At 65.4% G+C, this 22189-nt stretch carries 19 protein-coding genes; 6 read left to right on the top strand and 13 right to left on the bottom strand.

Translation table 11 applies throughout. The features are described from left to right. Window positions 1–37: 37 nt before the first annotated feature. Window positions 38–2410, top strand: coding sequence for a xanthine dehydrogenase family protein molybdopterin-binding subunit (locus ACKWRH_RS18345; RefSeq protein ID WP_445221726.1), 2373 nt, complete (start codon window positions 38–40; stop codon window positions 2408–2410). A gap of 56 nt (window positions 2411–2466) precedes the next feature. Here ACKWRH_RS18345 and ACKWRH_RS18340 read toward each other — a convergent pair whose 3' ends face one another. Together ACKWRH_RS18340 and ACKWRH_RS18335 are read right to left on the bottom strand one after the other, a co-directional pair. Further along, on the bottom strand, window positions 2467–3909 hold the full coding sequence (locus ACKWRH_RS18340) for a DUF5107 domain-containing protein (RefSeq protein WP_445221725.1): 1443 nt from the start codon (window positions 3907–3909) through the stop codon (window positions 2467–2469). Further along, window positions 3910–4710 carry a hypothetical protein gene (locus ACKWRH_RS18335; RefSeq protein WP_445221724.1) on the bottom strand — a complete coding sequence of 267 codons (801 nt, stop codon included), beginning with the start codon at window positions 4708–4710 and terminating at the stop codon, window positions 3910–3912. Between the two features lie 107 nt (window positions 4711–4817). Here ACKWRH_RS18335 and ACKWRH_RS18330 point away from each other — a divergent pair, with 107 nt between their 5' ends. The 3 genes from ACKWRH_RS18330 (at window position 4818) to ACKWRH_RS18320 (ending at window position 8327) form a co-directional block, all read left to right on the top strand. Further along, complete coding sequence (locus ACKWRH_RS18330; protein WP_445221723.1) at window positions 4818–5321, top strand: YaiI/YqxD family protein; 504 nt, start codon at window positions 4818–4820, stop codon at window positions 5319–5321. A gap of 2 nt (window positions 5322–5323) precedes the next feature. Then, window positions 5324–7135: an ABC-F family ATP-binding cassette domain-containing protein gene (locus ACKWRH_RS18325; RefSeq protein ID WP_445221722.1), complete on the top strand. Its 1812-nt coding sequence runs from the start codon at window positions 5324–5326 to the stop codon at window positions 7133–7135. A gap of 112 nt (window positions 7136–7247) precedes the next feature. Further along, entirely contained in the window at window positions 7248–8327 is a 1080-nt protein-coding gene (locus ACKWRH_RS18320) for a D-TA family PLP-dependent enzyme (RefSeq protein ID WP_445221721.1), read from the top strand. Here ACKWRH_RS18320 and ACKWRH_RS18315 read toward each other — a convergent pair. Continuing rightward, on the bottom strand, window positions 8324–9226 hold the full coding sequence (locus ACKWRH_RS18315; protein ID WP_445221720.1) for a LysR family transcriptional regulator: 903 nt from the start codon (window positions 9224–9226) through the stop codon (window positions 8324–8326). The genes ACKWRH_RS18320 and ACKWRH_RS18315 overlap by 4 nt on opposite strands. 94 nt (window positions 9227–9320) lie before the next feature. On the opposite strand from ACKWRH_RS18315, the gene ACKWRH_RS18310 reads away from it, so the two are divergent. After that, window positions 9321–10538, top strand: a complete 1218-nt coding sequence (locus tag ACKWRH_RS18310; RefSeq protein WP_445221719.1) for an MFS transporter — start codon at window positions 9321–9323, stop codon at window positions 10536–10538. A gap of 10 nt (window positions 10539–10548) precedes the next feature. Here ACKWRH_RS18310 and ACKWRH_RS18305 read toward each other — a convergent pair whose 3' ends face one another. The 8 genes from ACKWRH_RS18305 to ACKWRH_RS18270 form a co-directional block, all read right to left on the bottom strand. Continuing rightward, window positions 10549–11775, bottom strand: a complete 1227-nt coding sequence (locus tag ACKWRH_RS18305) for an NAD(P)/FAD-dependent oxidoreductase (protein ID WP_445222434.1) — start codon at window positions 11773–11775, stop codon at window positions 10549–10551. After that, complete coding sequence (locus tag ACKWRH_RS18300; RefSeq protein ID WP_445221718.1) at window positions 11772–12689, bottom strand: SDR family NAD(P)-dependent oxidoreductase; 918 nt, start codon at window positions 12687–12689, stop codon at window positions 11772–11774. The genes ACKWRH_RS18305 and ACKWRH_RS18300 overlap by 4 nt, the downstream gene beginning before the upstream one ends. Before the next feature lie 227 nt (window positions 12690–12916). Further along, the gene (locus ACKWRH_RS18295; RefSeq protein WP_445221717.1) at window positions 12917–13396 is read right to left on the bottom strand and encodes a MaoC family dehydratase; all 480 of its coding nucleotides are present in this window, start codon (window positions 13394–13396) and stop codon (window positions 12917–12919) included. Continuing rightward, window positions 13397–15112 (bottom strand): AMP-binding protein, encoded by a 1716-nt coding sequence (locus ACKWRH_RS18290; RefSeq protein ID WP_445221716.1) that lies wholly within the window; start codon window positions 15110–15112, stop codon window positions 13397–13399. After that, complete coding sequence (mmsB, locus tag ACKWRH_RS18285) at window positions 15112–16008, bottom strand: 3-hydroxyisobutyrate dehydrogenase (RefSeq protein WP_445222433.1); 897 nt, start codon at window positions 16006–16008, stop codon at window positions 15112–15114. The genes ACKWRH_RS18290 and mmsB overlap by 1 nt, the downstream gene beginning before the upstream one ends. A 24-nt stretch (window positions 16009–16032) precedes the next feature. Further along, window positions 16033–17100 carry an enoyl-CoA hydratase/isomerase family protein gene (locus ACKWRH_RS18280; protein WP_445221715.1) on the bottom strand — a complete coding sequence of 356 codons (1068 nt, stop codon included), beginning with the start codon at window positions 17098–17100 and terminating at the stop codon, window positions 16033–16035. Continuing rightward, entirely contained in the window at window positions 17097–18242 is a 1146-nt protein-coding gene (locus tag ACKWRH_RS18275; protein WP_445221714.1) for an isobutyryl-CoA dehydrogenase, read from the bottom strand. Before ACKWRH_RS18275 ends, ACKWRH_RS18280 begins: the two co-directional genes overlap by 4 nt. 23 nt (window positions 18243–18265) lie before the next feature. Then, window positions 18266–19762 (bottom strand): CoA-acylating methylmalonate-semialdehyde dehydrogenase, encoded by a 1497-nt coding sequence (locus tag ACKWRH_RS18270; RefSeq protein WP_445221713.1) that lies wholly within the window; start codon window positions 19760–19762, stop codon window positions 18266–18268. A 101-nt stretch (window positions 19763–19863) separates the two neighbouring features. Here ACKWRH_RS18270 and ACKWRH_RS18265 point away from each other — a divergent pair, with 101 nt between their 5' ends. Further along, window positions 19864–20772 (top strand): LysR family transcriptional regulator, encoded by a 909-nt coding sequence (locus tag ACKWRH_RS18265; protein ID WP_445221712.1) that lies wholly within the window; start codon window positions 19864–19866, stop codon window positions 20770–20772. A gap of 126 nt (window positions 20773–20898) precedes the next feature. Here the strand turns inward: ACKWRH_RS18265 and ACKWRH_RS18260 are convergent, their stop codons facing one another. Then, a complete protein-coding gene (locus ACKWRH_RS18260) occupies window positions 20899–21519 on the bottom strand; it encodes a TetR/AcrR family transcriptional regulator (protein WP_063983819.1) in 621 nt (206 codons plus the stop codon). Window positions 21520–21588: 69 nt separating this feature from the next. Further along, window positions 21589–22119, bottom strand: a complete 531-nt coding sequence (locus ACKWRH_RS18255; RefSeq protein WP_445221711.1) for a PaaI family thioesterase — start codon at window positions 22117–22119, stop codon at window positions 21589–21591. Window positions 22120–22189: the final 70 nt, after the last annotated feature.

The raw sequence follows: 22189 nt of genomic DNA, 5'->3' as shown, positions 1-22189 counted from the left end.
CCAAAACGCGCGATTGCCGGCTTTTCAGGTCAATTCCATGCAAGAACACACCAAATCGTCCACGCTCGAAAACGCTATTGCACTGCAAAAATACGGCGTCGGGCAGCCGGTCCGCCGCAAGGAAGACGATACGCTGGTGCGCGGCAAGGGCCGCTACACCGACGATTTCAACCTGCCCGGCCAGGCCCATGCCGTGGTCGTCCGCTCCACCCATGCCCACGGGCTCATCCGCGGCATCGACACCGACGCCGCCAGGGCGATGCCCGGCGTGCTGGGGGTGTGGACCGGCAAGGACCTCGATGCCGCCGGCTACGGCCCGTTCACCTGCGGCCTGCCGCTGAAGAGCCGCGACGGCTCCCCCCTGCTCCAGACCAACCGGCAGCCGCTGGCGACCGACAAGGTCCGTTTCGTCGGCGATCCCGTCGCCTTCGTGGTCGCCGACACGCTGGCGCAGGCGCGCGACGCCGCCGAAGCCGTCGAGCTCGATATCGAACCGCTGCCGGCGGTGACCGATCCCGAGGAAGCCGCCAGGCCCGGTGCGCCGCTTCTCTATGACCACATCCCGAACAATGTCGCGCTCGACTACCACTATGGCGACATGGACAAGGTGAACGCGGCCTTCGCCAGTGCCGCCCACGTCACCAAGGTCGACATCGAGAACACCCGCGTCGCCGTCGTCTCGATGGAGCCGCGTGTGGGGCTCGCCTCCTACGACAAGAAGACCGAGCGCTACACCATCCAGATGCCGACGCAGGGCGTTGCGGGCAACCGCGCCAACCTCGCCAAGAACCTGAAGGTGCCGAACGAGAAGGTGCGGGTCCTCACCGCCAATGTCGGCGGCTCCTTCGGCATGAAGAACGTCAATTACCCCGAATACATGTGCATCCTGTACGCGGCCAAGGAGCTCGGTCGCCCGGTGAAGTGGCTGGACGAACGCTCCACCAGCTTCCTCTCCGACAGCCACGGCCGTGCGCAGAGAATCCATGCCGAGCTGGCGCTCGACGCCGAAGGGCATTTCCTCGCGGCAAAGCTTGAAGGCTACGGCAATCTCGGTGCCTACATCACCGGCGTCGCGCCGGGACCACTCTCGCTCAACACCGGCAAGAACTTTTCGAGCGTCTACCGTACGCCGCTGATGGCGGTCGACATCAAGACCGTGCTCACCAACACCACGCTGATGGGCGCCTATCGTGGCGCCGGCCGGCCCGAGGCGAACTACTACATGGAGCGGCTGATCGACCGCGCCGCCGACGAGATGGGCATCAACCGGCTGACCTTGCGCAAGCGCAACTTCATCAAGCCGAACCAGATGCCGTTCCCGGCCTCCTCCGGCGTCACCTATGACAGCGGCGACTTCCAGGCGGTGTTCAACAAGGCGCTCGAAATCTCCGACCACGAGAACTTCGCCAAGCGCAAGAAGGAGAGCAAGAAGGTCGGCAAGCTGCGCGGCATCGCCGTCGGCTCCTATCTCGAGGTCACCGCGCCGCCAAGCCCCGAACTCGGCAAGATCGTGTTCGACCCTGACGGCAGCGTGCAGCTGATCACCGGCACGCTCGACTACGGCCAGGGCCATGCCACGCCGTTCGCGCAGGTGCTGTGCGAGCAACTCGGCGTCCCCTTCGACAGCGTCAAGCTGGTGCAGGGCGACAGCGACATCGTCCACACCGGCAACGGCACCGGCGGTTCGCGCTCGATCACCGCGAGCGGCATGGCGATCGTAGGCGCCGCCAAGCTCGTCATCGAGAAGGGCAAGCGCGCCGCCGCGCACATGCTGGAGGCCTCCGAGGCCGACATCGAGTTCGCCGACGGCAGCTTCACCATTGCCGGCACCGATCGCAGCATCGACATCATGGAGCTCGCCAGGAAGCTGCATGACGGCAAGGTGCCGGACGGCGTGCCTGACAGCCTCGACGTCGACCATACCAGCGAGCCGGTGCCCTCGGCGTTCCCGAACGGCTGCCACGTCGCCGAGGTCGAGATCGACCCTGATACCGGCGTGGTGCAGATCGTGCGCTACAGCGCGGTCAACGATTTCGGCACAGTGATCAACCCGCTGCTGGTCGCGGGCCAGCTTCATGGCGGCGTGGTCCAGGGCATCGGCCAGGCGCTGATGGAGCATGTCCGCTACGACGAGAGCGGTCAGCCGATCACGGGCTCGCTGATGGACTACGCGCTGCCGCGCGCGGAGGACGTTCCGAACATGACGGTCGGCGATCATCCGGTGCCGGCCACGACCAATCCGCTCGGCAGCAAGGGCTGCGGCGAAGCCGGCTGCGCCGGCAGCCTGTCGACGGTGGTGAACGCGGTACTCGACGCCCTCTCCGACCACGGCATCAAGCACATCGACATGCCGCTGACCCCGGAGCGGGTGTGGCGTGCCATCCAGGATGCAAAGGGGAACGCTGCGTAGGGGGAGTTCCGCGATCGTGATAACGCCGGGGGCTTCGACCGGCATTCCGAAAGAGCTCACTTGATCGCCGTTTCGGCGGCGATCAACTCCTTTCCCTCCGTCGTCGTGATCGTTAGCCGGATCTTTTCCCCGCTGCGGCCGTCGGCAATCGCTGCCGAAATGCGATTTCCGTTGTTCGGATCGGCGCTCACGACCCCGCTGAACAGAGCCGTGTCACCCTGTTTCAACGTGACAAGCAACGGGATGGCCGGTTCGACGCTGAAGAACTCGAGAACGGCGCGAGACGCCTCGGCGGAGAAATTGATCAGGATTTTCTCGTTCGCATGCGTCACGTTGCTCATGCCGACGGTTGGGCTGTAGGTTTCCGGAATCGACATTTCACTGCGTGCGGGAAAGTCTGTGCTGTGGAAAAACTGGTCTGACACGCCCGCCCATAATTCGACATACGGCCGCCACTCGTTCGGATCCTTCCGGGCATCGGTTTCGCCGGTGAACGACGGAAATCCCCACGTCCACATTTTCAAGCCCCGCGTGAGGGTATTGTCCGCAATGCGAATAATTCCTTCTGCATTGTCATGGTTGATGACGCCCCAGAAATTCCCGCCCTGCATATCTGGTGCAGCATAGGCGATGCCCATCGTTGGCCAGTTCTTGAAGTAGCGCAGGTTTTCGAAGCGCCGCCTGCCCACACCCGCGCTCTCGTCGCCGTCTCCCAAACTGGTCGACCAGGCAGGCGTCGTGTAAGTTCGGATCGGCGCGACGATTTCGGCCCCGCCCGTTGCCCTGGGATTTTTCGGCTCCGATCCCGGAGCGAGCGTCGTGCACGTCCAGTACTCGTATTGGACAGCCTCGTCGTTCGGATTCTTCAACACCACGCGCGCATCGAGTGCGGCACGATCGGCCTTCAGCGTGACGTAGTAGTTCGCCTCGATGCCGGTCGCGCCCCTGAACTTGCTCGGCCGCGCGGAATAGTCGAAGTCATCCTGAAACGACATCACGACCGTGACTTCGTCGGCGCCCTGCTTCACCACCTGGAAAGCCCACGGCTTCAGCCACGTCTTGCCGTGCTCGGCATCCGGGAACGTGGGAAAGATTCCGCCGTACACCATCAGCCAGTCGTAGTAGAAATTTCCGGCCTTCATGCCGTAGGGCACTCCGACTTCCGTTCGATAGAGCTGCTCGTGGCCGGTCGGCTTGTAGACCATGGAAAGGATACGCCCTCCGAATTCGGGCACGAGCGTTACCCTCAGATATCGATTCTCCAGCACGTAGGATTTGAAACTGCGTTCGACGATCGCGCTTTTGTCGAGCGACCCGCTGACAAAGCCATTCTCCGCATCGACGGCGAACTTGACGGTGCTCCACGTCGTCGTCTGCTCGCTGAGCGACACACTATCGGGCAACGGTGCGGCGGCATGCACGACGCAAAGCGCATGGAGCGACAAAAGGAGTGCTATTCCAAAACAAACGAGGGCACGCAAGGAGACCTCAACTGGCATTCAGGCCGCCGCCTGCTCGCGCGGCTGGTAGATCGCGGTGTGCTGACAGTGCGCCAGCGGCGTCGTGCCGTTGGCGACGACCAGCGCGTCGAGCTCGACGAAGCGGTGGCCCTTCTTCTCGTAGTTTGCGGTGACTTTTGCCCGCGCGGTGATTTCATCGCCGGAGCGCGCGGCCGACAGGAGCTGCATGCGGCTGCCGACATGGATCCACGGGCCCAGAATGGTGTTGTCGACCAGCACGCGGTTCATGACGCGCTGGATCAGGCCGGGATGGCCGAGACCCTCGCGCGCGAAGATCGGATCGGCCTCCCTGATGTCGGCAACATAGTCGGTCGCGTCCTGTCCGGCCCAGCGGCGCGGAATCGCGCCCAGCCATTTGCCCATCTCGAACACCGCCGGGCTCACAGGCTTGCGCTCGGGAATGGCCGCGACCTCGACATAATCGTTCAATGACACGACAGGCGCGGCCGCCGGGAGCGACGCTGTCCCCGTGGCACAGAGCTCGGTGCGGCTGAACACCTCGATCGTGAGAAGCTCGTTGTGCTCGGTCGCATCGATATCGGCGGTCTCGCCGTCATAGACCGGCTTGATGAAGCGGGCCTCGACCAACCCGCGCGACAGGAAATCGCGGCCCCAGCGGGCCACCGGCACGTGCATCATGTAGGCGAAGACATCGACGCCGGGGACCAGCCCGCCGGAAAAGCCGAAGCGGCGCGCCACCGTGTCGTCATGCATCTTGTTTTCGGACTGTTTGGCGGTGTTGTAGGCCTCGACGCGGTAGGTTTCGAGCCGGTTCGGCATGGCGGGCCTTTCCCTGAATTCTTGTTGTTTCAGGGTTGATCGTAGGCCTCCGGGAACACCGGTCAATCCCCTCGCCTTTGCGGCCCGAATGGGGTACCACGCGGCGAATGACTGACACCCCCACCCGCATCTATGTCGACGCCGACGCCTGTCCGGTGAAGGACGAGATCTACCGCGTCGCGCTCCGCCACGGCGTGCCCGTGAGCGTGGTTGCCGGCAATTTTATTCGCGTGCCGCAATATCCGCTCATTGAGCGGATTGCAGCGGGCGCCGGCATGGATGCCGCCGACGACTGGATCGCGGAGCGGGCCAAGCCGGGCGACGTCGTCGTGACATCAGACATTCCGCTGGCGAGCCGCTGCGTGAAAGCGGGCGCCGACGTGATCGCGCCGAACGGCAAGCCGTTCACGGAAGAATCGATCGGAATGACGCTGGCGGTGCGCAATCTGATGACGGATCTGCGTTCGGCGGGCGAGGTCACCGGAGGCCCACGTTCGTTCGCGCCGCGCGACCGCTCCGCGTTCCTCTCCGCGCTCGACCAGACGCTGCGCCGGATCCAGCGCCGCCGTGCCGACCAGGCCGCGACGAGCCAGAATTTGAATCAAGGCTAGTCATGGCGCCGCCCCTGATCCAACTCAAAGACATCAAGCTCACGTTCGGCGGCACGCCGCTGCTCAGCGGCGTCGAGCTCAACGTCGCGCCGAGCGAGCGCGTCTGCCTGATCGGCCGCAACGGCTCGGGCAAATCGACGCTGCTGAAGATCGCGGCCGGTCTGGTCGAACCCGACGGCGGCACGCGCTTCGTGCAGCCGGGCGCGACCGTTCGCTATCTGCCGCAGGAGCCGGATTTCGGCGACCACAAGACCACGCTCGCCTATGTCGAGGCGGGCCTGGCGCCCGGCGACGATCCGTACCAGGCACGCTACCTCGTGGAGCAGCTCGGGCTTACCGGCAACGAGAACCCGGCCAACGTCTCCGGCGGCGAGGCCCGCCGTGCCGCCCTGGCTCGCGTGCTGGCGCCCTCGCCCGACATATTGCTGCTGGACGAGCCGACCAACCATCTGGACCTCTCCACCATCGAATGGCTGGAAAAGGAGCTCGACAGCCGCCGCAGCGCGCTGGTGCTGATCAGCCATGACCGCCGCTTCCTCACCAATCTCTCGCGCTCCACGGCGTGGCTCGACCGCGGCAAGATCAAGCAGATCGACCGCGGTTTTGCCTCGTTCGAGAGCTGGCGCGACGAGGTGCTCGCCGAGGAAGAGCGCGACCAGCACAAGCTCGACCGCAAGATCGTCGACGAGGAGCACTGGCTGCGCCACGGTGTCTCCGGCCGCCGCAAGCGCAACGTCAAGCGGCTCGGCAATCTGCACGCACTGCGCGACCAGCGGCGCAATTATCGCGGTACGGCAGGCACCGCCAGTCTGGCCGCGGCGGAAGCCGAGCAATCCGGCAAGCTGGTGATCGAGGCCAAGGGCGTCACCAAGGCGTTTGGCGACCGCGTGATCGTCGACAATTTTTCCACCCGCATCCAGCGCGGCGACCGGCTCGGCATCGTCGGGCCGAACGGCGCCGGCAAGACCACGCTGGTCAACCTGCTGACCGGCGGCGCGGAGCCTGATTCCGGCATCGTGCGGCTCGGCGCCAATCTTGAGACGGCCACGCTCGACCAGCACCGCGAAAGCCTCGATCCCAAGTCGACGTTGGCCGAGGCGCTAACCGGCGGCCGTGGCGACCAGATCATGGTCGGCGGCAAACCGAAGCATGTGGTCGGCTACATGAAGGACTTCCTGTTCGCCCAGGAGCAGCGCGGCACGCCTGTCGAGGTGCTCTCGGGCGGCGAGCGCGGCCGGCTGATGCTGGCCCGCGCGCTGGCGAAACCCTCGAACCTGCTGGTGCTGGACGAGCCGACCAACGATCTCGACCTCGAGACGCTCGACGTGCTCGAGGACATGCTCGGCGACTACGAGGGCACGGTGATCCTGATCAGCCACGACCGCGACTTCCTCGACCGCGTCGTCACGTCCGTGATCGCCCCCGAAGGCAACGGCAAGTGGACCGAATATGCCGGCGGCTACAGCGACATGCTGGCGCAGCGCGGTGCCGACCTCAAGCGCGAGACGACGAAGGCGCAAGCCCCAGCGGAGAAGAAAGAGGAGCGGCCGGCCGCTCCGTCCGCCACGGCAAAACGGCGGCTGAGCTTCAACGAGAAGCACGCGCTGGAAACGCTGCCGAAGAAGATCGAGACCCTGCACGCCGACATTGCCAAGCTGCAGCGCTTCCTCGATGATCCCAATCTCTACACCAAAGACCGCAAGAAATTCGACGACACCTCCGCCGCCATCGCCAAGGCGCACGACGAATTGTCCGCCGCCGAAGAGCGCTGGCTCGAACTGGAAATGCTCCGCGAAGAGATTGAACAGGCTTGAACCGTAGGATGGGTAGAGCGCAGCGAAACCCATCGACCCTTGCCCGGTTGCTGCAAATGATGGGTTTCGCTGCGCTCTACCCATCCTACAGGACCGAACATAGAGACATCACATGACCTCTCCCCTCGCCGCCAAAATCGCCCGTGAATATGGCACGCCCTGCGCCGTCATCGACATGGACCGGGTCGAGCGCAACATCGCGCGGATCCAGAAGGCCTGCGACGACGCGGGTGTCGCCAACCGGCCGCACATCAAGACGCACAAGAACCCGACGATCGCAAAGATGCAGGTCGCGGCGGGCGCGAAGGGCATCACCTGCCAGAAACTCGGCGAGGCCGAGATCATGGCCAATGCCGGCATCGACGACATCCTGATCAGCTACAATCTGCTCGGCGAAGAGAAGATGGCACGCCTCGGCGCGCTGCAGGCGAAGGCGAACATGACGGTCGCGGCCGACAATTCGACGGTCGTCGCCGGCCTGCCCAAGGCAGCCGCGGCCTCGGGTCGTCTGCTCTCCGTCGTGGTCGAGTGCGACACGGGGCGCAAGCGCGCGGGCGTCGAGACTCCGGCTGAGGCAATTGCGCTGGCCCGCGAGATCGCCGGCTCCAAGGGGCTCGAGTTCGCCGGCTTCATGCTGTACCCGACCGAGACCGGTTGGACCGACGCGCAGAAATTCTACGACGAGGCGCTGGCCGGCGTGCGCGCGCACGGACTGGACGCCAAAATCGTCTCGACCGGCGGCACGCCGAATCTCGTCAACATCGGCAAGCTCAAGGGCGGTACCGAGCACCGCTTCGGCACCTACATCTACAACGACCGCATGCAGGTCGCCGCCGGCTCCGCCACCTGGGACGACTGCGCGCTGCACATCTATTCGACCGTCGTCAGCCGCGCCGCGCCCGAACGCGGCATTCTGGACGCCGGCTCAAAGACGCTGACGACGGACACCGGCGGCCTCGACGGCCACGGCCTGATCCTGGAGCACCCCGAGGCCAAAATTGCGCGCTTCGCGGAAGAGCACGGCTTCCTCGACCTCTCACGCAGCAACACACGCCCCAATGTCGGCGACGTCGTCCGCATCGTGCCCAATCACGTCTGCGTCGTCGTCAACATGATGGACGAGGTGGTGATGGTGCGCGGCGAGGAGATCATCGGTACCCTGCCGGTGACGGCGCGCGGGAAGCTGCGCTAACTCCCGATCAGCGCCTGGAGCTCCCGGTCCAGTCCATCGCGAAAGAGCTTGATCGGCCGCTCCAGACGTCCGGCGGGCGCGCGATGGACCATCCATGCGCGCACGGCAGGTTTGAAGTCCCGCGCAGCGACCGGCTTGAGCTTGTCGCGAAATGCGCTGTGCTTCAGGGCGATCGGCGTCACCAGCCCGACGCCGAGGCCGCGCGACACCAGCGACAAGCGAAGCTCGCTGTCCAGCGCCTCGACGGCGATATTGAACGGCAGATGCTCGCCGTCGAACTTTCGCTTCAGCGTATCGCGAAAGCCGCAACCGTCCTGGTTGATCACCCACGATAGCTGCGACAACTGCTCCAGATCGACGATGCGCGGGATCTTCATGTCGCGCGCGACGACGAACACAACCGGCTGCGCGCCGAGATCGGCGGCGGCGAGATCCGCGGGGGGCACCGCGCCGTCGGGCAGACAGATCGCGGCGGCGTCCAGCTCATTGCGGCTGACCCGCTCGACTTGGTTCGGGGACCAGCCCGAGACGACACGCACGCTGAGAGCCGGAAATTCGGCGCGCACCGCATCGAGCGGCCCGGTAAGCCCCGCCTCCGAAAGAAATGGCGTCAGGCCGAGCCGGAACTCGCCGCGCACCACGCCGTCATTGGCGACGCCCGACTTGAGGTCATCCAGCATCCTGAGCAGCCGCCGGCCCTGCTCATAGGCCTCATGGCCGGCTGCCGTCGGCTTCAGCGGCTTGGAAAGCCGGTCCAGTAGCTGCGCCCCCAGCATTTCCTCGAGATTCTGGATGCGTCGGGTCACACCGGGCTGCGTGAGATTGAGGCGCGCCGAGGCCGCAACGATCGATCCGGTCTCGACCACCGCGACGAAAGCCACAAGGTCATGGGTATTCATAACGAACTCGCATATACTTTATAGACTTATTTGAATTGTAGCATATTGACCGGCCCGCTTAAAGGGAACCCCGCACCACAGCCCGCGAGGTCCCATGACCATCTCCGAAACCACCAAGCTTGCGGCCCCGAAGCCACTCGCCGAGCGGCCCCTGATCTGGCTTGGCGCCATCACCGCCGGTGTCGTCGTCACCAATCTGTTCGCGCCGCAGATCCTGCTCGGGCTGATCGGGCGCTCATTGTCGATGCCCGCGTGGCAGGCGGGCCTGATCAGCACGCTGACGCTGCTCGGCTATGCGCTCGGCCTCCTTCTGCTCGTTCCCCTCGTCGATCTCGCGGAGAACCGGCGCGTCATCCTGCGCACGCTCGGCTGTGCCATCCTTGCCGCGCTCGCCACGGCGCTTGCGCCAGCGCCATCACTGCTCCTGCTCGCGACCTTCGTTCTCGGCGCCTCCTGCGCGGCGATCCAGATGATGGTTCCGCTGGTTGCATCCATGGTGGCGCCGGAACGTCGCGGCCAGGCCATCGGCGAGGTGATGAGCGGATTGATGATCGGCATCCTGCTATCGCGGCCTGCGGCGAGCCTGATCGCCGATCTCTGGAGCTGGCGCGCTTATTATGTCGTCTCGGCTGCCCTGATGGCGCTGCTGGCGGGCGCGCTCGGCCGATACCTTCCGGCTCTGCAACCGCCGGCGCGCGCGAGCTACGGAGAATTGCTCCTCTCCTTTCCGAGGCTGTTGCGCGAAGAGCCCGTGCTGCGCGTGCGCGCCTGGACCGCATCGCTGGTCATGGCTTCCTTCACCGCATTCTGGTCGGCGATCGCACTGCGGCTGCCGGAAGCGCCGTTCGGCCTCGATGCCAGGGGAATAGCCGCTTTCGCACTGATCGGCGTCGCCGGCGCCGCGGCGACCCCGATGGCCGGCCGCTGGGGCGACAAGGGATGGGCGCGCCCGATGTTTGTTGCTGCTCACCTGCTCATCATCGGCTCGCTCGCGCTCTGTGCCTGGGCCGGCGCGCTGGAGTCCTCCATCTCCGCACTATTCGTACTGAGCCTCGGGACGATCTTTCTCGACGTCGGCATCACGACCGACCAGACGCTCGGCCGCCGCGCGATCAACCTTTTGCGTCCCGACGCGCGCGGCCGCATCAACGGCCTGTTCGTCGCGCTGTTCTTCATCGGTGGCGGTGTCGGTGCCGCGTCGGCCTCATTGGCTTGGAGCTATGGCGGCTGGACCACGGTTTGCGCCGTGGCCGCGAGCTTCGGTCTGCTCGGTTTGATTACGGATCTCGTGACGAGGACGGGAACCTCGTGATGGGGAGTGATCAGGACGAAGATTGCGCGAACCATCGCAACACACCCCTGCCCGCGGCAGCGCCCGTCGCAAACGACGCCTGCAACAAATAGCCGCCGGTCGGCGCCTCCCAGTCGAGCATCTCGCCGGCGGCGAACACACCGGGCAGCTTGCGCAGCATAAGGCGTTCGTCGAGCTCGTCGAAGGTCACCCCGCCCGCCGTCGAGATGGCGCGCTCGATCGGGGCAACGCCGGTGAGTTGAACGGGAATAGCGTTGATCAGCTTCGCAAGCTCCGCCGGCGAGAACAACGCCAGCGGCCGGCCAGATGCGATCGCGGCCTCCTGCATCAGGCCGATGCCGACCGGCGACAGCTGCGCCGCCTTGCGCAGGAAGTTCGCGAGCGATTGCTTGCCACGCGTGCCCGACAGGCGCGTGGTCAGCGCGGCGACGTCGAGCTCGGGCCGCAATGCGATCGTCAACGTCGCCTGCCCGAGACCCAGCACCGCCTCGCGCAGCTCGGCCGACAATGCGTAGATGGCGCCACCTTCGATGCCGCTGCGCGTGATCATGGCTTCGCCGCGGACTGTATGCGCCCCGATCGTCAGCGCCACGCCCTTGAGCGGCTGGCCCTCGAAGCGGTCGCGGAACACGTCGGACCATGCGACGGTGAAGCCGGAATTGGCCGGCCGCAGCTTTGAGACCGCAACGCCTTTGGACGCAAGGATATCGGCCCAGCCGCCGTCGGAGCCCAGCCGCGGCCAGCTTGCGCCGCCGAGCGCGAGGACTGTGGCCTTGGCTTCAATCGGCCGTTGCCCATCGATGGTGCGAAATAGCAACCGCCCCTCACCGTCCCAGCCGGTCCAGCGATGACGAAAGGCGAACCGAACGCCGCCGGCATCGAGCCGCCGCAGCCAGGCGCGCAGCAAGGGCGAGGCCTTGAACGCCTTTGGAAACACACGCCCGCTGCTGCCGACGAAAGTCGCCTCTCCCAGCGCCGCGCTCCAGGCGCGGAGCCCGTCGGGCGAGAACGCCGCGATCGCCGCTTGCAGCATCGGCGCTGCCTCGCGGTAGCGCGGCATGAAATCCGGCAGCGGTTCGCTATGGGTGAGATTGAGGCCGCCGCGGCCGGCCATCAGGAGCTTGCGGCCGGCGGACGGCATCGCGTCGTAGACGGTGACGCGGGCGCCGCCCTGCGCCAGCACCTCCGCCGCCATCAGCCCGGCGGGACCGGCACCGATGACGGCGACGTCAGTCAGAGCTTGATCCCCGCCCGTGCCGCGGCCTGCGCCACGTATTTCTGCGTCTGCTCGAACGCGCCCTGCAACGCCTTGGCCTTCGACATGTCGCTGATCTCGGCGAAATGCGCGGCGACGGCATCCGGCGTCCATTCGGATTCCGGCAGGTTGATGCCTTCGCTCTCCAAAATCTTGATCACGGCGAAGGAGCCGGCACCGGCACCCATGATGGTGCGGGTCGGCGCGTCCTCGCTCAGCATGTACTCGACCGCGGGCGTGATCGCGTTCGGCTTCATCAGTTGCAGCGCCTGCGGCGGCAGCAGCTCTTCCGTCATGCGGGTCGCCGCGGTCGGCGAGATGATGTTGACGCGGATGTTGTTCTTGCGGCCCTCTTCCGCCAGCACGTTCATCAGGCCGACCATGCCGGACTTGGCCGCGCCGTAATTGGCCTGGCCGAAATTGCCATAGAGGCCGGAGGACGACGTCGTCAGCACGATGCGCCCATAATTGCGGTCGCGCATGCCGGCCCAGGCCGCCTTGCAGCAATAGAAGGTGCCGACGAGATGCACGTCGAGCACCTTCTGGAAATCGGCGGCCTCCATCTTGCCGAACGACTTGTCGCGCAGGATGCCGGCGTTGGCGCACATCAGGTCGACGCTGCCCCACTCCTTGGTGGCGCGCTCGACCATGGCGGTGACCTGCTCGAAATTGGAGACGTCGGCGCCGTCGGCCATCGCGGTGCCGCCGGCTTTGCGGATCTCCTCGACGACAGCTTCGGCCGGCGACAGCGAGGCGCCGCTGCCGTCACGCGCGCCGCCGAAATCGTTGACGACGACCTTCGCGCCGCGGCTGGCCAGCCCCAGCGCATGCGCGCGTCCGAGGCCATTACCCGCGCCGGTGACGATGGCGACACGTCCGTCGAACCTGATTGCCATTGTGATTCCTTGTGCTTTCTTCCCTTCTCCCCTTGTGGGAGAAGGTGGCGCGAAGCGCCGGATGAGGGGTATCTCTCGGCAGCCGAGCTCGTGGAGAGATACCCCTCACCCGGCTTCGCGTTCCGCGAAGCCACCCTCTCCCACAGGGGGAGAGGGTAACGGCGCTCCGCACGAGATTTGGACAGCTTTTGAGCAGCGATGGGTTGCCGGGTCAAGCCCGACTGAGCCTACGCGAAATAGATCAACCCGAGCCAATCGGCGACCAGCGCGGGCTTGTCCTCGCCCTCTATCTCCACCGTGACGTTGGTGCGGGACTGCAACTCGTTGGGCTTGCGCAGCTTGGCCTCCGCCAGCACGAAACGGCCGCGGACGCGCTTGCCCGAGCGCACCGGCGAGATGAAGCGCAGCTTGTCGAAGCCGTAATTGACGCCCATCGTGGTGCCGGCGATGACCGGCATCACCTCATAGGACATGATCGACAGCAGCGACATCGTCAGGAAGCCGTGGGCGATGGTGGTGCCGAAGGCGGTCTCTTTCTTCGCGCGCTCCGGATCGACATGGATGAACTGGTGATCCTCGATCACGTCGGCATAGGTGTCGATGCGGGGCTGATCGACCAGGTGCCACGACGACACGCCGATCTCCTTGCCGACCATGGCCTGATAGGCTTCGAGGGAAATCGGCGTCTTCTTCCAGACTTCGTTCACTTAGGTCTCACTCCGTGTTTTCGGCAGCTCCGGAAAATCCTCTTCCCGGAATTCCCGGCCGCGCAGGGGATCGCTGCGGTCGTCGTCGCGCTCCAACCGCCTGAGCTGCACGCGGCGGATCTTGCCCGAGATCGTCTTCGGCAGTTCGGTGACGATTTCAAGGCGGCGGATGCGCTTGAACGGCGCAAGGCGCGTGTGCAGATGTCTGAAGATGGAGAGCGCGGTCTCGGGCGAGCGCTCCGCACCTGATGTCAGCAGCACAAAGGCCTTGGGGATCGCCAGCCGGATCGGGTCCGGGCTCGGCACCACCGCGGCTTCCGCGACGAGCTCATGCTCAAGCAGCACGCTCTCGAGCTCGAACGGGCTGATGCGATAATCGGAGGATTTGAACACGTCGTCGGAACGGCCAACGAAGGTGAGATAGCCGTCCTCGTCTGCGAACACGACGTCACCGCTGCGGTAGAGCTCGCCTTCCGCACCCGACAGCTGGCCGTCGTCGCCCTGATAGCCCTGCATCAGGCCGGCGGGGCGCTCAGCGCCGAGCACCAACGCCACCTCGCCCTCCTTCGCCGGGTTGCCGTCGGCATCGCTGACCTGCACGCGATAGCCCGGCAGCGGCCGGCCCATCGAGCCGACCTTGATCTTTTGCCCCGGCGAGTTGCCGGCCAGCGCGGTGGTCTCGGTCTGGCCGTAGCCGTCGCGGATGGTGAGACCCCAGGCGGCCTGCACCTGGTCGATCACTTCCGGATTGAGAGGCTCGCCGGCGCCGCAGACCTCGCGCAAGCTCACCTTGAACGACGCCAGGTTCTCCTGGATGAACAACCGCCACACCGTCGGCGGCGCGCACAGCGTGGTGACGCCGCAGCGGCCGATGGTGGCGAGCAGCCCCTTGGCATCGAAGCGCGGCTGGTTGACCACGAACACGGTCGCGCCCGCGTTCCACGGCGCGAAGAAGCAGCTCCAGGCGTGCTTGGCCCAGCCGGGTGATGAGATGTTGAGATGGACGTCGCCGGGCTTCAGCCCGATCCAATACATGGTCGAGAGATGGCCGACGGGATAGCTGCGCTGGCTATGGCGCACGAGCTTTGGTTTTGCCGTGGTGCCCGAGGTGAAATAGAGCAGCATCGGGTCGTCGGCGTTGGTCGGACCGTCAGCCGAAAAACTCTCCGAAGCCTTCGCTGCCTCGTCATAGGCAAGCCAGCCATCGGAGGCCGCACCGACGACGATGCGGACGATATTCTCAGCACCGAGGCTTGCGAACTTCGCGACCTGGTCTTGCGCCGCGACCACCGCCTTCGCCTTGCCGCGATCGAGCCGGTCGCGCAGCTCGTCCGCGGTGAGCAGCGTGGTCGCGGGAATCACGACGACGCCGAGTTTCATCGCCGCCAGCATCGTCTCCCACAACGGCACCACATTGCCGAGCAGCAGCAGCAGGTGGTCGCCGCGCTTCAGACCCTGCGCGCGCAGGAAGTTGGCGACCTGGTTGGAGCGCTGCGAGAGCGCCGCGAAAGACAGCTTGGTTTGCTTGTCCTGTGCGGCATCGACGATCCAGAGCGCGGGCCGGTCCTTGGCGTCCGCATCCTTCGCGAGCTCGTCGAACCAGTCGAGCGCCCAATTGAAGGGAACCGGATCGGGCCAGCGGAAGTCTTTGACCGCTGTCTCGTAATCCGTGCGGTGTTGCAGCAGAAACGCGCGCGCGTCCTGAAATGTCGTCATTAGGCTTTCCCGGCTAGCCCCCTAACGTGCTTGATAATTCCAGAAAAATCCACCCCGCCCTGGCCCGCCTTGTCGAAGGCCTGATAGATCTCCTGCGCATGCTTGCCGAGCGGCGTGGCCGCGCCCGCGGCCTTGGCGGCGTCCTGGGCCAGCGTCAGATCCTTCACCATCAGCGCCGAGGCAAAGCCCGGTTTGTAATCGTTGTTGGCGGGCGAGGTCGGCACCGGGCCCGGCACCGGGCAATAGGTCGTCAGCGACCAGCACTGGCCCGACGAGGTCGAAGCGACGTCGAACAGCGCCTGATGCGAGAGCCCGAGCTTCTCAGCCAGCGCAAAGGCCTCGCTCACCGCGATCATGGAGATGCCGAGGATCATGTTGTTGCAGATCTTTGCCGCCTGCCCGGCGCCGGCACCGCCGCAATGCACGATCTTCTTGCCCATCTTCTCCAGCACCGGCTTTGCCGCCGCGAACGCGCCCTCCTCGCCGCCACACATGAAGGTGAGCGTCGCGCCCTTGGCGCCGCCCGTGCCGCCGGAGACCGGCGCATCAACCGAGAGCACACCGTGCTTGGCCGCCAGCGCATGCGCCTGACGCGCGCTCTCGACGTCGATGGTGGAGCTGTCGATGATCAGCGCGCCCTTGGCCATGGCGGGAACAACTTCGCTCCAGACGCCGAGCACGTGCTTGCCAGCCGGCAGCATGGTGACAACGACATCGGCTCCCTTCACCGCACCAGTGGCGCTATCGGCGATGCCGGCGCCATCGGCCTTGGCCTGATTGCGGGAGGCTTCGACGAGATCGAACGCCACCACCTTGTGGCCGGCCTTGACCAGATTGGCCGCCATCGGGCCGCCCATGTTGCCGAGACCGATGAATGCGATCGTGGCCATATCGATATCCTCCGCTAGACGTTTCGTTGACTAGTTGAACTTAAGTTCGTCGGCGCCGATCTCGGCGAGATACGGCGCAAGCATCTCTTGCGTCACATCCTCGATGCGTGACGGCGACCAGGTCGGATTGCGGTCCTTGTCGATCACGGCCGCGCGCACGCCTTCGCGGAAATCGTCGCTGCGGAAGACCTCCAGCGCAGCACGATATTCGCGCACCAGGCACTCTTCCAGGCTCGATGCCGTGCGCGCGAGCCGCAGCAGCTTCAATGTCACCACCATGCCGCGCGGCGATTTCTCGTTGAGCGTCTTCAGCGTCGCCTGCGCGAACTCGGAGCCGTCGCGCTCGAGCGCAGCGACGATGTCCTCCATGCGGTCGAAGCCGAACAACGCGTCGATATCAGGCTCTTTCGCGGCGACCGGCCCCGCGGATTCACCGGTCGCAAAGCCGTTGATGAGCTTGCTGACATCGGCTGCGGTCGCCCCGGAACGAGTCCCTGTCAGAGCCTCGCGCAGTTCCGGTAATTTCACCGCCGGCACGACAGCATCGGCGAACTTCGCGTGGATTGCATCGGGCCCGTTCATGGTCTGGCCGGTCAGGCCGAAATACGTGCCGATCTCCCCCGGCGAGCGCGACAACAGAAAGGTGCCGCCGACGTCCGGGAAGAAGCCGAGGCCAACTTCAGGCATCGCGAGCCTGGTGCGGTCGGTGACGACGCGGTGGCTGGCATGGGCGGAGAGCCCGACACCGCCGCCCATCACGATGCCGTCCATGAACGCGACATAGGGTTTTGGGAATCTCTTGATCCGGGCGTTGAGGATGTACTCCTCGCGCCACAGGATCTTGCCGAGGTCACCGTTGACCTTCGAGCTTTCCCAGAGCGCGCGGATATCGCCGCCGGCGCAGAGGCCGCGCTCGCCGGCCCCCTCCAGCAGGATCACGGCGACGGCGGGATCGGCCTCGAAACGGTCGAGCGCAGTCTCGATGTCGCGAAACATCTCCAGCGTCACAGCGTTGATGGCCTTGGGGCGGTTGAGCCGGATCACGCCGGCTGCGCCCTCGACGCGGGCGACCAGATCGCCCTCTTCCACGCCATTCATCGCGCGCCCTCGATCAATTTGCGCGCCACGATGAGCCGCATGATTTCATTGGTGCCTTCGAGGATCTGGTGCACGCGCAGATCGCGCACGATCTTCTCGATGCCGTATTCGCTGAGATAGCCGTAGCCGCCATGGAGCTGGAGCGCCTGGTTGGCGACCTCGAAGCCGACATCGGTGCCGAAGCGCTTTGCCATGGCGCAGAGCATGGTGGCATCGGGGTCCTTGCGGTCGAGCGCCGCCGCTGCGCGCCACAGGAAGGTGCGCGCGGCTTCGAGCTCGATCGCCATGTCGGCTAGCCGGAATTGCAATGCCTGGAATTCGTCGAGACGTTTTCCAAAAGCCTTGCGCTCCTTCATGTATGTGCGCGCCTTGTCGAGCGCGGTCTGCGCACCGCCGAGCGAGCATGCGGTGATGTTGAGGCGGCCGCCGTCGAGGCCGGCCATCGCGATCTTGAAGCCAATGCCCTCCTCGCCGAGGCGGTTGGCGACCGGTACGCGGGCGTTCTCGAACATCACGGCGCGGGTCGGCTGCGCATTCCAGCCCATCTTGCGCTCATTGGCGCCGTAGGAGACGCCGGGCGTGTTGCCGTCGATCACGAGGGTCGAGACGCCGCCGGCGCCGTCACCGCCAGTTCGGACCATGGCGACAAGAAGATCCGTGCCGCCGGCGCCGGAGATGAACTGCTTCTGGCCGTTGAGGACGTAATGATCGCCGTCGCGCACGGCACGGGTGCGCAGCGCTGCCGCATCGGAGCCGGCGCCCGGCTCAGTCAGGCAGTAGCTCGCAATCAGCTCCATCGAGCAGAGTTTTGGCAACCATTTGTGGCGCTGGGTGTCGCTGCCGAAGGCATCGATCATCCAGGACGCCATGTTGTGGATGGAGATGAAGGCCGAGGTTGTCGGACAGCCCGTCGCCAGCGCCTCGAAGATCAGCGCCGCGTCGAACCGCGTCATCGCGGAACCACCGACATCCTCGCGGATGTAGATGCCGCCCATGCCGAGCGCGGCAGCCTCGCGCATCACGTCGACGGGGAAATGCTTTTCCTCGTCCCAGCGCAACGCGTGCGGCGCGATCTTCTCGGCCGCAAACGCCAACGCCATGTCGCGAACCGAGACCTGATCCTCGTTCAGAGCGAACTGCATCCCCGGCCTCGCTCTTGAGAGGGTTACTTCATCAGCGGGATCGAGAACTCCGCACCTTCCTTGACGCCGGACGGCCAGCGCGAGGTCACCGTCTTGGTCTTGGTGTAGAAGCGGACCGAGTCCGGGCCGTGCTGGTTGAGGTCGCCGAAGCCCGACTTCTTCCAGCCGCCGAAGGTGTAATAGGCGATCGGCACCGGGATCGGCACGTTGACGCCGACCATGCCGACATTGACCTTGGCCGCGAAGTCGCGCGCGGCGTCGCCGTCGCGGGTGAAGATGGCGACGCCGTTGCCGTAGTCATGATCCGACGGCAGCGCCAGCGCTTCCTTGTAGTCGTGCGCGCGCACGACCGAGAGCACGGGCCCAAAGATCTCTTCCTTGTAGATCCGCATGTCCTTGGTGACGTTGTCGAACAGCGAACCGCCGAGATAGAAGCCCTTCTCGTAGCCCTGCATCTTGAAGCCACGGCCGTCGACGGCGAGCGTTGCGCCTTCCTTGATGCCGATGTCGATGTAGCTCTTGACCTTCTCGACCGCCTCGCGCGTGACCAGCGGACCGTAGTCGGCGGACGGATCGATCGAGGTGCCGATCTTGAGCGACTCGACGCGCGGGATCAGCTTTTCCATCAGCCGGTCGGCGGTGGCCTTGCCGACGGGGACCGCGACCGACACGGCCATGCAGCGCTCGCCGGCGGAGCCGTAGCCGGCGCCGATCAGCGCGTCGACCGCCTGGTCCATGTCCGCGTCGGGCATGATGATGGCGTGGTTCTTGGCGCCGCCAAAGCACTGGCAGCGCTTGCCGGTCTGGGCTGCGCGCTCGTAGATGTATTGCGCGATCGGCGTGGAGCCGACGAAGCCGACGGCCTTGATGTCGGGATCGTCGAGGATGGCGTCGACCGCTTCCTTGTCGCCGTTGACGACGTTGAGGATGCCAGCCGGCAGGCCCGCCTCGATCATCAGTTCGGCGAGCATCATCGGCACGCCGGGGTCGCGCTCGGACGGCTTCAGGATGAAGGCATTGCCGCAGGCGATGGCGGGGGCGAACTTCCACATCGGGATCATCGCCGGGAAATTGAACGGCGTGATGCCGGCGACGACGCCGAGCGGCTGGCGCATGGAATAGATGTCGATGCCGGGGCCGGCGCCCTCGGTGTATTCGCCCTTCATCAGATGCGGGATGCCGCAGGCGAACTCCGCGACTTCGAGGCCGCGCTGAATGTCGCCCTTGGCGTCCGGCACGGTCTTGCCGTGCTCGCGCGCGAGCAGCTCGGCGAGCTTGTCGTAGTCGCGCTGCACCAGCTCCACGAACTTCATCATGACGCGGGCGCGGCGCTGCGGGTTGGTCGCGGCCCATTCCGGCTGCGCGGCGCGGGCGTTCTCCACGGCAGCGCGGACCTCGGCCTTGGACGCCAGCGCCACCTTGGCCTGGACGTCACCGGTCATCGGCTCGAAAACGTCTGCCGTCCGGCCCGAGGTGCCCTTGACCTCCTTGCCACCGATGAAATGTCCGATTGAACGCATGGAATGATCTCCTGAGGTCGAGCGTGAACGCTTTGACAAATCCTATCGACCTGCATTTTATAGGATTCAAGTCTGAGATAATGCACCATAGATGTGCGAAAATGCTGGATCAAGGTAGCATCGACTGGGACGACTTCCGCTTCGTGCTGGCCATCGTGCGGGGCGGCTCGGTTTCGGCTGCGGCTAAACAGCTCGGAGTGGACCACGCCACCGTGATCCGCCGTGTCGACCGGCTGGAGAGACACCTCTCGGCAAAGCTGTTTGACCGGCGCAAGACCGGCTATCTCCTCACCGAGGCCGGCCAGCGCGTCGCCGACAGCGCGGAAGCCATGGAATCGACAATCGTCGCCAACCAGGAGCAGGTCGGCGGCTCGGTGGCGCGGCTGACCGGCACGGTGCGGATCGGCGCGCCCGACGGGTTCGGCACCGCCTTCCTGGCGCCGCGGCTGGCGCCGTTCGCCGACCGCTATCCCGACCTCGATCTGCAACTTGTGGCCACCGCGCGGCTGTTCAGTCTCTCCAAGCGCGAGGCCGATATCGCAATCAGCCTGACCATGCCGAAGGAAGGCCGCATCGTCGGCCGCAAGCTGCTCGACTATCGGCTCGGCCTCTATGCGGCACCGGTCTATCTCGACCGCTTTCCGGCCATCACCTCGCGCGAGGTGCTGCCGCAGCATCGCTTCGTCGGCTACATCGAGGAATTGCTATTCACGCCCGAGCTCGACTACCTCCCGCAGGTGTCGCCGCGGATTTCAGCGCGCTTCCGCAGCGCCAATCTGATCGCGCAGCTCAATGCCACGCTCGCGGGCTTCGGCATCGCCGTGCTACCACACTTCATGGCGAGTGATTATCCGCAGCTGGTGGCGGTGCTGCCGGAGGAGATCTCGATCACGCGGACGTTCTGGATGCTGATGCACGCGGACAGCAAGGATCTCGCGCGGATACGCGCGGTGGCCGATTACATCGGCGAGATCGTGGAGCGCGAGCGGGCGTTGTTTGCGGGGCGGTAAGGACGGTCTCGTAGGGTGGGCAAAGCGAAGCGTGCCCACCACGTCACCCGTGATCGTAGAGAGATGGTGGGCACGGCGCTGACGCGCCTTTGCCCACCCTACGGCACCTGAGAGCGTGGCTAAGGCCTAGCTCTGCTTCGCCTTCTTCGCCGCCGTCACCTTCGGCTCGCGCTTCGCGCCATCGAGCGCGCTGTCCTTGCCGGCCTTCAGCACCTCGTCCGACAGTTCGCTGGATCCTGCGATGCGCGCCAGCAGCATGGTGCCGGCCATCGTGGCCAGCGTCGCGATCGCCTGCTTGCGCGCGGCCTTGCGCGGCAGGTTGGGGATGAAATCGGTCATCATCTCGACCATCTCGTCGAGCTTTCCGGCAAAGGCCTTGCGCGTCTTCGGGCTCTCGCGGGCGATCTCGGCGCCGAGCGCGGGAATAGAGCAACCGTGGCCGGGATTGTCCCGATGCAGCGCCGAGAGATAGGTCTCGACGATCTGGGTCAGTTGCTTTTCGGGCGCGACCTGATCGGACTGCTTGCGCCAGTGCTCCATCGAGCGGTCCATGGCGTAGGCAAAGGCCTCGATCACCAGCGCCTCGCGCGAGTCGAAATGCGCGTAGAAGCCGCCATGGGTCAGGCCCGCCTCCTTCATGAGGTCGGCGACGCCGATGCCGTGGGCGCCTTTTTCGCGCAGCCGCACGGAGGCCTTCTTCACGATGCGGTCGTGGGTTTCCTGCTTGTGTTCCCGGGAATAGCGCATGCGGGTCTCATTGAATGTCGGAGATCATCTCATAACACAGAAATGGACCAGGCGGTGCATTAATTCATGTTAAGTTGTCGCGCCGATCATGGAAAAGGTTGCAGTTGCATGGACTGCGAGCGCGCCCTTGCCGTCGCGCACGAAACCTTCCGTGTAGCTGGTCTGACGCCCCAGCTTGATGATCTTGCCTTCAGCCGAGATCAGCCCGGAACGGACCGACAGCGGGCGCAGGAAGGTCATTTTCAGGTCGAGCGTCACGGACGATTGCCCGGGCTCCAGCCGCGTCGAGATGGCGCAGCCCATGGCGGTATCGATCAGCGCCGCGGCGGTCGCGCCGTGCAGGAGGCCGATGGTGTTTTCGAGATCCTCGCGCGGCTCAAGTTCCATCACGATCCGGCCCGACTCGACCACGGCCATAGTGAAACCGATCAATTTTGCGAAGGGCGGCGGCGGCAACCGGCCGTCGCGGATTCCCAGCATCGCGTCCATGCCTGAAAGCCCCATCGCTACTTTTGCAACCGGCGCAGGCACCTGCCAGTCCACCACGCGCTCACGCCGCTGCGCGGGCGAAAACAGGTCGAGTTGATCGTTACAGGTCATGGCGGCCTCTTTGTATGATATCCGTCATACTATGTCACGAACTTCCCCGTGGCAACTCCGTCCCCCACCC

This window comes from Bradyrhizobium sp. Pa8 (assembly GCF_052588265.1).
This window is presented reverse-complemented; position numbering and strand designations above follow the sequence as displayed.